Below are 14,854 nucleotides of genomic sequence, written 5' to 3'. Positions count from 1 at the left end.
CTTGGCAGCCAAGGACGCGCATGGAACGCCGTGAGCGAGTTGATAGGGGCATGAAAAAGCGTGTTCAGGTCGCTGAAACGGCCGAGTCGGAATGACCTGAGCCTGTAGCCCCGCCCATACATTGAATGCATTTCAAATTGAAATTGGTATAAAAAAGCCCGGCTCAGGAGCCGGGCTTCTTATTCAAACCACTGCTATCAAGCGCCGTACACCGGCAGCTTCTTGCAGATAGCCTTGACCTTCTCACGTACCGCGTCGATCACGGCTTCGTTGTTCAGGTCCGCCAGGATGTCGCAGATCCAGCCGGCCAGTTCCTTGCACTCTGCTTCCTTGAAGCCGCGAGTGGTCACAGCCGGGGTGCCGAAGCGCAGGCCGGAGGTGACGAATGGCGAGCGTGGGTCGTTCGGCACGGAGTTCTTGTTCACGGTGATGAAGGCTTTGCCCAGGGCAGCGTCAGCATCTTTACCGGAAATGTCCTGCTTGATCAGCGACAGCAGGAACAGATGGTTTTCAGTACCGCCGGACACCACGTCATAACCGCGTTCGATGAACACGCCGGCCATGGCCTTGGCGTTCTTGACCACTTGTTCCTGGTAAGCCTTGAACTCAGGCTGCAGCGCTTCCTTGAAGCAGATCGCCTTAGCGGCGATCACGTGCTCCAGCGGGCCACCCTGGGCGCCCGGGAATACCGCAGAGTTCAGCTTCTTCTCGATCTCGGCGTTGGCGCGCGCCAGGATCAGGCCGCCACGTGGGCCGCGCAGGGTCTTGTGGGTCGTGGTGGTGACCACGTCAGCGTAAGGCACCGGGTTCGGGTAGACGCCGGCAGCAACCAGACCGGCCACGTGGGCCATGTCGACGAACAGGTAGGCGCCGACCTTGTCCGCGATTTCACGGAAACGTGGGAAATCCAGGATCTGCGAGTAGGCAGAGAAACCGGCCACGATCATTTTTGGCTTGTGCTCGACTGCCAGGCGCTCGACTTCGTCGTAGTCGATCAGGCCGTTGGCATCGATGCCGTATTGAACGGCGTTGTACAACTTGCCCGAGGAAGAAACGCTGGCGCCGTGGGTCAGGTGACCGCCGTGGGCCAGGCTCATGCCCAGGATGGTGTCGCCACCTTGCAGCAGGGCCAGGTACACCGCGCTGTTGGCTTGGGAACCGGCGTGCGGCTGGACGTTGGCGTAATCGGCGCCGAACAGCTCTTTTGCACGGTCAATGGCCAGTTGCTCAACCACGTCGACGTACTCGCAACCACCGTAGTAGCGCTTGCCTGGGTAGCCTTCGGCGTACTTGTTGGTTAGAACCGAACCTTGAGCCTCCATCACCGCAGGGCTGGTGTAGTTTTCCGAAGCGATCAGCTCAATGTGCTCTTCCTGGCGCACGGCTTCTTGCTCCATGGCGGCGAAGAGATCGGCGTCGTACTTGGCAATAGTCAAATCACGGCTGAACATGGCGGTCCTCAAGGATCGGGGCAGAAAAGGAGGGCATTCTAACCCAATGGGTTTTAGATGGCATATGAAAGGACATCATGTCGCGGACAAGCGGGGCTCATCTGGAATCGTGAGTGAATGTGCCACCGCAATCGGGAGCAAGCCCCCTCCCACATTTGGAATGCATTTCAATGTGGGAGGGGGCTTGCCCCCGATGAGGCCATCAGCCCCACACAAAATCTCAGTCGAACATGAAGAGCGCATCATTGCTGAACTGCGCCTCGAACCGGTTCGCCGGCATCGGCCGGCCGAACAGGTAACCCTGCACCTCATCGCAGCCATGCTCGCGCAGGAAGTCCAACTGCTCGTGGGTCTCCACGCCCTCGGCGATGACCGCCAGGTTCAGGCTGTGGGCCATGGCGATGATGGCGCGGGCGATCTGCGCATCCTGCTCGCCGGAGGGCAGGCCATCGACGAACGTGCGGTCGATCTTCAGCACGTCGATAGGGAATTGCTTGAGGTAGTTGAGCGACGAATAACCGGTGCCGAAGTCATCGACTGCAATGCTCAGCCCCAGGTTTTTCAGGCTGGCGAGGATCTGCAGGGCTTCGTTGACTTCGCGCATCAGGATACTTTCGGTCAGCTCCAGCTCCAGGCACGCCGGCGGCAGGCCGGTGTCCTTGAGGATGGTGGCGATGCGCGTGCCCAGTTGCCCGTCGGAGAACTGCCGCGCCGAGATGTTGACCGAGACTTTCGGCACCCGCACTTTGTTCTGGTGCCAGGTCTTGAGCTGGCGACAGGCTTCGCTGATCACCCAGTCGCCCACGTCCACCACCAGCCCCAGCTCTTCCAGCACCGGAATGAAATCCCCCGGCGGTACCAGGCCCCGGCGCGGGTGGCGCCAGCGCAGCAGGGCTTCGGCGCCGGTCAGGCGTTTGCCGTCGCCGCTGAACTGCGGTTGGTAATAGAGCACGAATTCGTTCTGTTCCAGGGCATGGCGCAGGTCGCTTTCCAGCTCCAGGCGCTCCAGGGCGCTGGCGTTCATGTCGGCCTGGTAGAACTGGAAGTTGTTCTTGCCGCGCTCCTTGGCGTGATACATCGCCGTATCGGCGTTTTTCATCAACTGGCTCAGCTCGTTGCCGTCCTGGGGGCTGAGGGCGATGCCAATGCTGGCGGTCACAAAGAACTCGCGGCCCTCCAGCACGAACGGCTTCACCAGGCTGGCCAGAATTTGCTCGGCCACCGTGATCGCGCGGTTCAGCGCCAGTTCACGGCTGACGCGCGGTTGCAACAGCAAGGTGAACTCGTCGCCACCCATACGCGCCACGGTGTCGTCTTCGGCCACGCAACCAAGCAGGCGCGTGGCCATTTCCTTGAGCATACGGTCGCCGGCGGCGTGGCCCAGGGAGTCGTTGATCGGCTTGAAACGGTCGAGGTCGAGGAACATCAACACCACCCACGACTTTTGCCGCTCCGCCGACTGCAACGCGGTGTGCAGGCGGTCCTGGAACAAGGTGCGGTTGGGCAGGTGGGTCAGGGCGTCGTAATAGGCCAGGCGGTGGATGCGCTGTTCACTGGCCTTGCGCTCGCTGATATCGCTGAAGAAACACACGTAGCTGGCCAGGTCGCCTTCATCGTCGAACACTGCCGTGATGCCGACCCAGGCCGGGTAGTGCTCGCCATTGCGGCGCTTGAGCCACACTTCGCCTTCCCAGGTACTGTGCTGGTGCAGTTGCTTGAGCACGTAGCGCAGGTGGGCTTCTTGCTGTTCGTCGACGGTGAGCATGTTCGGCAGTTGGTCGAGTACATCGCTCACGGCGTAACCGCTGACCCGGCTGAAGGCCTCGTTGGCCTGCACGATGTAGCCGGCCGGGTCGGTGATCAGGATGGCCGAGGTGGAGTGTTCGAACACCGTGGCCGCCATGCGCAGGTCTTTTTCGGCGCGGCGCTGTTGGCTGATATCCCGGCCTACGCCGAGGATGCCTTCAAACGCGCCATGTTCGTCCCACACCAGCACCACGCGCAGCTCGATTGGCACTTTACGCCCATCGGCGCGCAGGCAGTCGAACAGGAACAGTTGGGTCTGCACCTCGTCGCGCAGGCTGTTCAGCGCTTCGGGATTGCCCACCGCGCGGCTGACCTGTTCCATCAGCCCATAAATACCGCTGAGCTGTTGCGGGTTGGCGATGATCGACTGCCAGCCATTCTTGAACACCCAGTCCACGTCATACCCCAGTACGGCGTTGACCGAGGGGCTGACGTAGTTGAGGGCCAGTTGGCTGTCGGTGGAACAGATCACGTCACTGATGCTTTCGGCCAGCATGCGGTAGCGCTGTTCGCTGTCGCGCAGGGATTCGCTGGCCTCGATCTGGTCGGTGATGTCCTTGGCCACGCCGATGATCCGTGTGACCACCGCCGACGTGTCCCTGGCCAGGGCCTGTTCGCGGATGTCGAAGCGCCGCCACTGGTTATTGCGGTGACGAAAGCGCAGCTGGCAGTGCAGTTGGGTGGTGTAGGCCACCTGGCGTTGCTGTTGACGCAAGTCGTGGTAATGCTCGGCGTCTTCGGGATGCAGCAGGATTTCCCAGAAGTACTCGCCCATTTTCTGCAGTTCGGCCTTGTCGTAGCCGAGGGTGTGGCCCAGGTGATGGTTGCTGAAAATCATGCGCTGGCTGATCACGTCCTGCACATACAGGTGGTCGGGCACGGTGCGTACCACATCCGACCAGAAACTCTCGCGCTCGACCAGCGACAGCTCGATCAGCTTGCGACTGGTGATATCGCTGATGCTGAGGATCACCGCCTTGACGTCATCCTGCTGTTCCGGCAAACGCATCACGAGCCACAGGTACTGGTCATTGCCCGCAATGTCGTTGAGCTGGATTTCCAGCTCCAGCTGTTTTTGCCGGGTCAGTACGGCTTCCAGCACTTGGTGGCCGATAGACGTGGCATTGCTCGGGCAATCGTCAATCAGGCGCTCCCAGGCTTGCTCGCAGGAGGCCACGTTCAACAGGCGCACCGCCATCTGGTTGACCTCGGTCACACGCAGCTCTTTGAGCAGTTTGCGCCGCTCAGCGGGGTTGGCCCGCAGCCAGGCGTGCAATTGTTCGCGGCCCTGCACCTGGGTCTTGTCGCAGAACGCCTTCAACCCCGAAAGGTCGAGTACGCACAGGGCCACGCCGGTGCCTTCGAAAATATCCTGATAACGCCGCCGGCCTTCGTGCACCTGGCGCTGACGGCGGCGCATGTTCAGCAGCACGATCACCGGGACCAGCGAAAAAGCCAGCCCCAGCAGGCATTTGCCGATAAACGCCGGCAGCAATTGTTCGAGCACCGCGCTGCGGTCGAACAGCCCGCGCAGTTGCCAGTCGCTCTTGCTCAACGGCGTGACCAGCACGCTTTTATTCAATTCGTCCGGGGTCAACGCACCGGCCCACGGCGCCGGCATGCCGTTGTCACGGCTGACCACGCGCTGGTTCAGGCGGTTCTCGATCGCCCACATCGGGCGCTGGCCCTGGGCATCCTGGCGAGTCAGGTTGGCCAGGTAGGTGGGCGCCAGGCGCAGCGCCCAGTACATCTTCGAGCCGCCGCTGGGCTGGTGCAGCAACAGATAAATGACGTTGCCGTCGTTGTCGTTGCTCAGGTAATAGGATTGGGCGTGGCTGCGCTTGACCAGTTCCTGGAGCAGGGCGCTGTCCTGGCTGTCGTTGGCGGTGTCGCTGATCAGGGCACCGCTGGGGGCGAGCAGGGCGACGCTGCGCAGTTCGGGCAATGAGCGCTGTAACGTGAGGATCAGGGCCTGGTGTTGTTCGGCGTTGCGCGGCGGCTCGACGATCGGCAGCAGATTCAGGGCAATCTGTGCGCTCAAGGCCATGTTCTGGCTGATCTGCTCGGCCAGGTCGGCGCTGTAGTCGATGGTGTATTGCTGCTGGTTTTTCTGGTTTTGCTGCAATTGATCAAGCAGTTGCCAGAACAATAACGCGAGCAACATCAGCACAAGCGTCGCCAATGCGCCTTTGAGGGTGCCATGCAGGGGCGCTCCCGGCGCTATATGAGCAGCGCGCAAGGGCGTGGGCGGCGTGACTTTGGACAAGCTGTGATCCTGCGGTTTGGCTGGATTGGCGCGCGACGTGCACTATAAGCCGGACGCCCGAAGGGCGGCTAGCATGCCTTGAGTTGTGGCAAAGTGCCAGTCCCGCCTGGCGGGACTAAAGTACAGCGTTGGCGTGGAACACGCTGTCCGCCAGCCGGGTCAGGATTGCAAGGGTGAACAGGCTGATAACCACAGAAGCCGTGCGGTTGATGATATGCGATGTCAACCAGGCGTACCCGCCCCGTTTGATGCGGGCGCCGAACAGCACCCACGTGCATCCCACCGGTATCACCACCAGTGTGAACTGAGCGACGAACTGCACGTACAAGGACAAATCAACAAACGTCTGGATCGGCACGATGAACGAAACGATCAGCAAACCCTTGGGGTTGATCAGCGTCAGCATAAAGAAATGCAGTTTGGACACACGTGCTTCAGGCGCGGATTTGAGTGTTTCGTCGGGATGGCGCCACAGCAGGTATGAAGTCCTGATCAAATAACAGACCGAGGCGAACTGCACCACTTTCAGCCCCCACGGCGCACTGTCGCCGATATGGCTGAACAGGTAGCCCCAAAAGGAGATTTGCGCCAAGTAGGCCAGGCATTCCAGCAGGCTCAGCGGCCAGGCACGCCTGAACCCCGTGAGTATCCCCGAGCGCAACAGCAATGTGTTGGTGGGCCCCGGCATTAATAGCAGCAATCCCAGTGCGGATATGGCACCAAGCATGGACGTGGTCTCCTGGAACCTGGTGGGCATGGCCGGCTAATCTAACAGATAGATTTCGATACGCTCGGTCAGTTAGGTTAACCTTGAGGATTACGAATGCTATGTACAGCGCCATGACGCTACGTAGGCCTGTTCTCACATTTCCACGAGGTCCACATTTTGGCTCAATACGTCTTCACCATGCATCGGCTGGGAAAAGTTGTTCCGCCGAAGCGGGAAATCCTGAAAAACATTTCACTGTCCTTTTTTCCGGGCGCCAAGATCGGCGTGCTCGGCCTTAACGGTTCGGGTAAATCCACGCTGCTGAAAATCATGGCCGGCGTCGACACCGAGTTCGAAGGCGAAGCCCGCCCGATGCCCGAACTGAACATCGGTTACCTGCCCCAGGAGCCGATCCTGGACCCGACCAAGACCGTACGTGAAGTGGTCGAGGAAGCGGTTGCCGTGATCAAGAACGCCCAGGCCCGCCTGGACGAGGTCTACGCCGCATACGCCGAGGAAGATGCCGACTTCGACAAGCTGGCTGCTGAACAGGCCAAGCTCGAGGCGATCCTGCAGGCCAGCGACGGTCACAACCTGGAGCGCCAGCTGGAAGTCGCCGCCGACGCGCTGCGCCTGCCGGCGTGGGACGCCAAGGTCGAATTCCTGTCCGGCGGTGAAAAACGCCGTGTGGCCCTGTGCCGCCTGCTGCTGTCGGCTCCCGACATGTTGCTGCTCGACGAACCGACCAACCACTTGGACGCCGATTCTGTCGCCTGGCTGGAACATTTCCTTCACGACTTCCCAGGCACCGTGGTTGCGATCACGCACGACCGCTACTTCCTGGACAACGTCGCCGGCTGGATCCTCGAGCTCGACCGTGGCGCCGGTATCCCTTACGAGGGTAACTACTCCGGTTGGCTGGAAGCCAAGTCCGACCGTCTGGCCGCCGAATCCAAGCAGCAGTCGGCCCATGAGAAAGCCATGAAGGAAGAACTGGAATGGGTGCGCAAAGGCGCCAAGGCCCGCCAGTCCAAATCCAAGGCCCGTCTGCAGCGCTTTGAAGAAATGCAGTCGCAGGAATTCCAGAAGCGCAGCGAAACCAACGAGATCTACATCCCCGCCGGCCCGCGCCTGGGTGACAAGGTCATCGAATTCAAGAACGTGAGCAAAGGCTACGGCGACCGTGTGTTGATCGACAATCTGTCGTTCTCCATGCCAAAAGGCGCAATCGTCGGCGTTATCGGCGGTAACGGTGCGGGTAAATCCACGCTGTTCCGCATGCTGATGGGCAAGGAAACCCCGGACTCCGGCAGCATCGAGATCGGCGAAACCGTGCAACTGGCCTGTGTGGACCAGAGCCGCGACGACCTCGACGGCAGCAAGACGGTGTTCCAGCAGATTTCCGACGGTTCCGACCAGATCCGTATCGGCAACTACGAAATCCCGTCGCGCACCTATGTCGGCCGCTTCAACTTCAAGGGCGGCGACCAGCAGAAGTTCGTCAAGGACCTGTCCGGTGGTGAGCGTGGTCGCTTGCACCTGGCGCTGACCTTGAAAGAAGGCGGCAACGTCTTGCTGCTCGACGAACCGTCCAACGACCTCGACGTTGAAACCCTGCGCTCCCTGGAAGAAGCCCTGCTGGACTTCCCGGGCGCCGCCATTGTGATCTCTCACGATCGGTGGTTCCTTGACCGCGTTGCCACCCATATCCTGGCTTACGAGGATGATTCGCAAGCGGTGTTCTTCGAAGGCAACTACACCGAGTATGAAGCCGACCGCAAGAAGCGTTTGGGCGACGCGGCGGCCCAGCCGCACCGCGTACGCCACAAGAAACTGGCCTGATTCGGCAACAGGCGCCGCCTCGGCAGCGCCTGTACGGAGCAGCCTGTAGAAAAATACCCCTCGCGCAGGGGTATTTTTTTGCCCGGATTATGCCAGCGGCGCCAGCGCCGGCCGGCCTTGCAGCAATTCACCGACCACCCCCATGAACGCCTCGACCAACAGCGAGCGTGACTGTGAGCGCGTGAGGATCAGCAGGTGAACCCAGGCTTCGGGGTCTGCCAACGGTCGGTAGACCACGCCTTGCCTGGCCAGGGTGCGAGTGCACTGGGGCACCAGCGAGACACCCTGGCCTGCCGCCACCAGGGCGATGATCGAGGTGATCTGGCGCCCCGCAGGGCCCGGGCGCAGCGCCAGGCCGTGGCGTTGATACAGGTGCTCGATGGAGCCGTTGAGGCCTGAACCGTAATCGCTGGGGAACAGAATCAACGGGAACTCGCTGAGCTGGGCGAGGGTGACTTCGGCCTGGCCAGCCAATGGGTTGTCGCTGCAAAGCGCCGCCACCAGGGGCTCTTGCCCCAACGACAACACCTCGACGTCGGTTTGCCCGGGCTCCGGCAGCAGGCGGCTCATGCCGATGTCGATGCGGCCGTCCAGCACATGCGCGTGCAGGCTGCCGGAAGCGCTTTCCACCAGGGTCAGTTGCACCTCGGGAAAACGCTGGGCGAAGGCTTGCAGGGTTTGGCTGAACAGCTCCGACAGCGCGATCGAGCTGGCAAACCCCACGACCAGTTGGCCGGTCGAGCCGGCGGCCAGCTTGGCGGCGATGTCCTGCGCAAGCCGGGCGTGCTCCAGCGCCGCGCGGGCATAGGGTAGAAAGTGCCGGCCCTGGGCGGTCAGCGTGACGGTGCGGCTGGTGCGGTCAAACAGGCGAAAGCCAAGCTCGGTTTCCAGGGCCGAGATCTGCCGGGTCAGGGGCGGCTGGGCAAGGTGCAGGCGCTGGGCCGCGCGACCGAAGTGCAGCTCTTCGGCGACCGTCAGGAAGTAACGTAACTTGCGTAGATCAAGCATTCTGTTTCCTGGGTATTGATCGGTCCGAATTCGGTATTGGTTTCGCCACGCTGCGCATTCTATAAAGATCCTCGACAATAAGACGAGAGGTCCCATGAACCCGCGCCTGCATCACGCCCGCTTTGCCGTGTTTCTGTGTGGCTGTGCGGCGTTTCTCAATCTCTACGCGACCCAGAGCATCCTGCCTGTGTTTGCCGAAAGCTTCCAGGTGAGCGCCCGGCAGGCCGGGTGGAGCATTACGGTGACCACCCTGGCAGTGGCTTTGGCTGCGCCTTTTGTCGGGCGCCTGACCGGACGTTTCGAGCAACGCAACGTGATTGTCGTGGCCGCGTTGCTGTTGGCGCTGCCGGCGCTGCTGACGGCCTATGTGGACAGTTTTGCCGAGCTGCTGGTGTGGCGGTTTATCGAGGGTATGTTGATCCCGGTGGTATTCGCCACCAGCGTGGCCTATATCGGCGACCGCTGGCGCGCAGCGACCGTCACCGAGATCACCAGTCTCTACGTCGCGGGTACGGTACTCGGCGGGTTTGCCGGGCGCTTTGTCTCGGGGGTCATGACCCAGTATGTCGGTTGGCGGGAAGCCTTCGAGCTGCTGGCGGTGATCAGCCTGGCGGTCGGCCTGCTGATCCTGTTGCTGCTGCCGGCCAATCCAGTGGCGCGTCCCGGCGTCGGGGGCGTGGGCGCGCGCGGGGTACGCTGGCTGCTGCGCAAGCCCTTGCTGGCGGCCTATGGCGTCGGTTTCTGCGTGCTGTTCTCACAAGTCGCGACCTTTACCTATGCCGGGCTGTATCTCAGCCAGGCACCGTTCAACCTGGGCGCAGCAGCCTTGGGGACACTGTATGCCGTGTTCCTGCTGGCGCTGGTGGTCATTCCCATTGCGGGTCGCTTGAGCAAATCGCGACCGCAATCGCAGCTACTGAGCGGCGCCGTGGCGCTCGGCCTCTGCGGTTCGGCCCTGACCTTGTTGCCGTCCCTGTGGCTGATCGTGCTGGGCCTGGCCCTGAGCTCGACCGGCGTATTCCTGGCCCAGGCCTGCGCCAATGCGTACATCGCCACCACGGCCGGGCAGGACAAGTCCGGCGCCGTGGGCCTGTACCTGACCGGCTATTACCTGGGCGGCAGCGCCGGTGCAGTGGCCCCGGCGCTGCTCTGGGAGCAGTGGGGCTGGCCGGGCTGCGTGGCATTGATCGCAGGCTTTCAACTGTTGTCGCTGGCAATCGCCCTGCTGGGCTGGAAACCGGTAGGCACCCAGGCGCTGATCGCCGGCCAACGCGGCAAACCGGCCTGATGTTCATCGACTATGAGAGGTGAACATGACTGACACCGTGATCAAGCGCAGTCAGTTGCTGAAGATACGTTTTGCCTGAGAGCCACTGACCCGGATGAACACCCTGAAGCAAACCGCAGTCCCGTCGTTGTCACCGCCTGACCAGGCAACTGTGCGCCGCCGCTCCCTGGTGGCCGGTTGTGGCGCGCATGCCGTGCACGACGGCCTGACCGATGTGATCTATGTGCTGTTGCCGATCTGGCAGGCGCAGTTCGGCCTCAGCTACGCCCAGGTCGGCCTGTTGCGCGGTGCCTATGCGGGCATGATGGCCGGCTTCCAGTTACTGGCCAGTCGCGCTGCGGCACGCTGGGGGCGCCAGCGCTTGCTGGTGGGCGGCACTGCGCTGGCGGGCTTGGCCTATCTGCTGGCGGGCCAGGCCGGTGGGCTGGCGGTGCTGCTGGTGGCGCTGCTGCTGGGCGGGCTGGGCGCAAGTACGCAGCACCCGCTGGCCTCGTCGTTGATCACCGATGCCTACGAGGCGGGCGGGGAGGCGGGCGGGGGCGTCAAGCAAGCGCTGTCGCAGTACAACTTCAGTGGAGATATCGGCAAAACCCTGATCCCCGGGTTGATCGGCCTGTTGCTGGCGGTCATCAGTTGGCGCGCCAGTGTCACCCTGCTGGGTGTACTCGGGCTGCTGGCGGCAGGCTTGTTGTGGTGGCTGATTCCGGCGCGCACCGAGGGTTTGGCGGCGCCGCCCAAAGCCACCCGTGCGGGCGGCGGCACCGGCTCCGTGAGCGGGCTGCGTGCGCTGATCCTGACCGGCACGCTGGACAGCGCGGTGCGCATGGGATTTCTCACGTTCCTGCCGTTTTTGCTCAAGGCCAAGGGGGCCGGGCCTGCGGGGATCGGTCTGGCGCTGACGATGCTGTTCGTGGGAGGCGCCTTCGGCAAACTGTTGTGCGGTTACCTCGGTGCGCGCATCGGCATGATGAAGACGGTGTGGGTCACTGAGTTCACCACGGCGCTGCTGATCGTCATGGCGGTATACCTGCCCTACGCCGGTTTGATGGTGATGTTGCCGCTGCTGGGGCTGGTGCTCAATGGCACGTCGTCGGTGCTCTACGGCGCGGTGCCGGACCTGGCGGGGCCGGGCAGGCGCGACCAGGCTTTTGCAGTGTTCTACACCGGCACCATCGGCGGCGGCGCATTGGCGCCGGTGCTGTTCGGCAGCCTGGGGGATGCCACCGGCGTGCCCCTGGCCGTTTTGCTGCTGGCCGCCACCTTGTTGCTCACCCTGCCGCTGTCCTGGCGGGTTCAACGAGGGCTGGAGGCTCAGGCCCGGTAGGGCGAACGAATTTTTCAGCGTGTTCTGGCAGGTATAACCATGAACAACAGTGAACCGTCTGCCGTGTCATTGCCGCTGTCCCGGCGTGCGCAACGTCTGCGCGCACCGGGCACGTCCAGCATGCGCAGCAAAGCCAATGCCTTGAAAGAAGCCAGCGTCAACGTGATCAATTTTGCCGCTGGGGAATTGTCCTTCGATGCCTGCCCGGCCATGAAAGCCGCCGTGAGCGATGCGCTGGCCAATGCACGCAACCGCTATACGCCGCCCATCGGCCTGCCCCAACTGCGCCAGGCGCTGGCGCAGCAGGTCACTCAGCGCTGCGGGGTGAATTACGCCGCCGATGAAGTGGCGGTGACTGCCGGTGCCAAGCAGGCGCTGTATAACGCCGCGATGGTGCTGCTCGATCCGGGGGATGAAGTCATCGTTGCGGTGCCGTACTGGGAAACCTTCCCCACCCAGATCCAGCTGGCCGGTAGCGTCCCGGTCTATGTCGATACCGCTGCGAATGACTACCGCCTCACCTGCGCGGGGCTGTCGTCCAGTCTTTCACTCATTGGTGCATATTTCGGGTTGGAATCCATGTTTCAGGGCGAAATACGCCAGTTATTTATAGAAATGCACCATTTAAATTCATAAAAGCGACATTTTGCCCTGTTACGGTGCGAAATGAATTGATAAAGTCCGGCTCAATCTCTGTTTAACAACAATCATTTTGCCGAGACTTTTCATGCACGAATCCGTCGAATCCTTCCTTGCCCACCTCAAGAAACGCGACCCCGACCAACCGGAATTCCACCAGGCCGTAGAAGAAGTCCTGCGCAGTCTGTGGCCGTTTCTTGAAACCAACCCCCACTATCTGACCTCGGGCATTCTGGAGCGCATCTGCGAGCCGGAACGTGCGATTAGCTTTCGGGTTTCGTGGGTGGACGATCAGGGCAAGGTCCAGGTCAATCGTGGTTTCCGTATCCAGATGAACAGTGCCATTGGCCCTTACAAGGGCGGTTTGCGCTTTCACCCTTCGGTGAACCTGGGCGTGCTGAAATTCCTCGCCTTCGAGCAAACCTTCAAGAACTCTCTTACCTCGCTGCCCATGGGCGGTGGTAAAGGCGGCTCGGACTTCGACCCCAAGGGCAAGAGCGACGCCGAAGTGATGCGTTTCTGCCAGGCGTTCATGAGCGAACTGTACCGCCATATCGGTGCCGACGTGGACGTACCAGCCGGTGATATCGGCGTGGGCGCCCGTGAAATCGGCTTCCTGTTCGGCCAGTACAAACGCCTGAGCAACCAGTTCACCTCGGTATTGACCGGCAAGGGCATGACCTACGGCGGCAGCCTGATCCGCCCGGAAGCCACGGGTTTTGGCTGTGTGTACTTCGCTGAAGAAATGCTCAAGCGCGACGGCCTGCGGGTCGAAGGCAAGCGCGTGGCCATCTCCGGTTCGGGCAACGTGGCGCAATACGCGGCGCGCAAAGTGATGGACCTGGGAGGCAAGGTGATTTCCCTGTCGGACTCCGAAGGCACGCTGTACGCCGAGAGCGGGTTGACCGAGGAGCAATGGTCAGCCCTGCTGGCGCTGAAAAACGTGCAACGCGGCCGCATCAGCGAACTGGCCGAGCGTTTCGGCCTGGAATTTCGCCAAGGCCAAAGCCCCTGGGCGCTGGCGTGCGATATCGCGCTGCCCTGCGCCACCCAGAACGAACTCGACGCCGACGCTGCCCGTGCCCTGTTGCGCAATGGCTGCATCTGCGTCGCCGAAGGCGCCAACATGCCGACTACCCTTGAAGCTGTGGATATCTTTATCGAGGCAGGCATTCTGTTCGCGCCGGGCAAGGCGTCGAATGCCGGCGGCGTGGCCGTGAGTGGCCTGGAGATGTCGCAGAATGCCATGCGCCTGCTGTGGACCGCCGGCGAGGTGGACAGCAAACTGCACAGCATCATGCAGTCGATCCACCACGCCTGTGTGCATTACGGCGAAGAAAATGGCCGGGTCAATTATGTGAAGGGCGCGAACATCGCAGGCTTCGTCAAAGTCGCCGATGCGATGCTGGCCCAGGGCATCGTCTAGACCTCGGGTTCGATACGCAACACTTCGATCAACTGATCGCCGACGGGGCGCTGCCACAGCACCTCGTCTCCCACCTGGGCGCCGAGCAACGCGCGCCCGAGGGGCGAACCCCAGTTGATCAAGCCTGCGTTGGCATCGGCCTGATCTTCGCCGACCAACTGGATGCGCTGCTGCTCGTCCTGCTCGTTGGCGAAGGTCACCCAGCTGCCGATCTGTACTTTATCGGTAGAAGTGGCCGGCGCCACAATCTGGGCGCTCTGTACCCGCTGGTTGAAGTAGCGCAAATCCCGCTCAAGGTCGGCCTGGCGTTGCTTGTCCGCCTTTTCGCCCTTGGCGGATTCGGTGCTGTATTCCTGCTGCAATTGCGCAACCTTGGCCTGCAACTGCGCCAACCCTTGCGCGGTCAAGCGATTGGGTTGCTCGCTGACTTGACGCTCCACCGGCTGATCAGCCTGGGCGGCGGCGTTATCTTCATTTACAAAAGCTCGGCTCATGACGTTCTCCCTCAATGGAGCTTGGGCCATGTTCACCGCGCGATCGTTCCCACGCTCTGCGTCCGCTTCTAACGCGACGCGCTATTGCGAGCGATAAGCCTTGGCCGCGTCGCGATCTTTCTCCTGCTGCCATTCGTGCTCGCGGTCATCCCTGCGGTTGTCCTGGTAGTCCCGCAGCTCCTCGTTCTCGCGCATGGCCTTGCACTGGCGGAAACCGTCTTCCCAGCCTTCGGCGTACTGCCGGTCTTTCAGATAGCGCGGCACGTTCTTGCGAAACTCCCCGGTAATCACCCCAGCGGCCTGGCGACCACTGCTGCAACCGTCGTCGAAGCCATCGGCAAAGGCCGGGGGATAACCCTTGGCCAGCAAATCCTGATGGGTTGTCTGGCAACCCGATAACCACACCACCGCACACAGCATTACCGCAGACCGCCACATGGCGTACTCCCTGCCGATTTACGGCTGATAGGGGGAAGTCTAGTCAGGGATTTGTCAGATGTGTGTGAAAGAGAAGTCGGCGGGATGTGGGCTGTGCAAAATGATCGTTCCCACGCTCTGCGTGGGAATGCCTCCTGGGTCGCTCCGCGTCCCGCCAAGCGCT

11 protein-coding genes are annotated in these 14,854 nt (G+C 61.9%); 5 read left to right on the top strand and 6 right to left on the bottom strand.

Annotated features, from left to right (window positions below; all coding sequences use genetic code 11):
- Positions 1-197: 197 nt before the first annotated feature.
- The 3 genes from glyA to C4J86_RS22720 form a co-directional block, all read right to left on the bottom strand.
- Entirely contained in the window at positions 198-1,451 is a 1,254-nt protein-coding gene (glyA, locus tag C4J86_RS22730) for a serine hydroxymethyltransferase (RefSeq protein ID WP_124371924.1), read from the bottom strand.
- Between the two features lie 220 nt (positions 1,452-1,671).
- Positions 1,672-5,523 carry a bifunctional diguanylate cyclase/phosphodiesterase gene (locus C4J86_RS22725; RefSeq protein WP_124371923.1) on the bottom strand — a complete coding sequence of 1,284 codons (3,852 nt, stop codon included), beginning with the start codon at positions 5,521-5,523 and terminating at the stop codon, positions 1,672-1,674.
- Positions 5,524-5,638: 115 nt separating this feature from the next.
- On the bottom strand, positions 5,639-6,250 hold the full coding sequence (locus C4J86_RS22720) for a LysE family translocator (protein ID WP_124371922.1): 612 nt from the start codon (positions 6,248-6,250) through the stop codon (positions 5,639-5,641).
- 159 nt (positions 6,251-6,409) lie between these two features.
- On the opposite strand from C4J86_RS22720, the gene ettA reads away from it, so the two are divergent.
- Complete coding sequence (gene ettA / locus C4J86_RS22715) at positions 6,410-8,074, top strand: energy-dependent translational throttle protein EttA (RefSeq protein WP_124368420.1); 1,665 nt, start codon at positions 6,410-6,412, stop codon at positions 8,072-8,074.
- 87 nt (positions 8,075-8,161) lie between these two features.
- Here the strand turns inward: ettA and C4J86_RS22710 are convergent, their stop codons facing one another.
- A complete protein-coding gene (locus C4J86_RS22710; RefSeq protein ID WP_124371921.1) occupies positions 8,162-9,082 on the bottom strand; it encodes a LysR family transcriptional regulator in 921 nt (306 codons plus the stop codon).
- 94 nt (positions 9,083-9,176) lie between these two features.
- Here C4J86_RS22710 and C4J86_RS22705 point away from each other — a divergent pair, with 94 nt between their 5' ends.
- The 4 genes from C4J86_RS22705 (at position 9,177) to gdhA (ending at position 13,759) form a co-directional block, all read left to right on the top strand.
- Positions 9,177-10,370 (top strand): MFS transporter, encoded by a 1,194-nt coding sequence (locus C4J86_RS22705; RefSeq protein WP_124371920.1) that lies wholly within the window; start codon positions 9,177-9,179, stop codon positions 10,368-10,370.
- 94 nt (positions 10,371-10,464) lie between these two features.
- Positions 10,465-11,694, top strand: coding sequence for an MFS transporter (locus C4J86_RS22700; RefSeq protein ID WP_124371919.1), 1,230 nt, complete (start codon positions 10,465-10,467; stop codon positions 11,692-11,694).
- A 39-nt stretch (positions 11,695-11,733) separates the two neighbouring features.
- On the top strand, positions 11,734-12,330 hold the full coding sequence (locus C4J86_RS22695; protein WP_256681711.1) for a pyridoxal phosphate-dependent aminotransferase: 597 nt from the start codon (positions 11,734-11,736) through the stop codon (positions 12,328-12,330).
- A gap of 91 nt (positions 12,331-12,421) precedes the next feature.
- The gene (gdhA, locus tag C4J86_RS22690) at positions 12,422-13,759 is read left to right on the top strand and encodes an NADP-specific glutamate dehydrogenase (protein WP_124371918.1); all 1,338 of its coding nucleotides are present in this window, start codon (positions 12,422-12,424) and stop codon (positions 13,757-13,759) included.
- Here gdhA and C4J86_RS22685 read toward each other — a convergent pair.
- Complete coding sequence (locus C4J86_RS22685; RefSeq protein WP_124371917.1) at positions 13,756-14,253, bottom strand: GreA/GreB family elongation factor; 498 nt, start codon at positions 14,251-14,253, stop codon at positions 13,756-13,758. The genes gdhA and C4J86_RS22685 overlap by 4 nt on opposite strands.
- An 81-nt stretch (positions 14,254-14,334) precedes the next feature.
- Complete coding sequence (locus C4J86_RS22680; RefSeq protein WP_124371916.1) at positions 14,335-14,691, bottom strand: hypothetical protein; 357 nt, start codon at positions 14,689-14,691, stop codon at positions 14,335-14,337.
- Positions 14,692-14,854 lie beyond the last annotated feature (163 nt).

The sequence above is a fragment of the Pseudomonas sp. R2-7-07 genome, assembly GCF_003852355.1.
Classification (GTDB): Bacteria; Pseudomonadota; Gammaproteobacteria; order Pseudomonadales; family Pseudomonadaceae; genus Aquipseudomonas.
The sequence above is the reverse complement of the archived record's forward strand: the minus strand, read 5'-3'. Positions and strand labels throughout refer to the sequence as shown.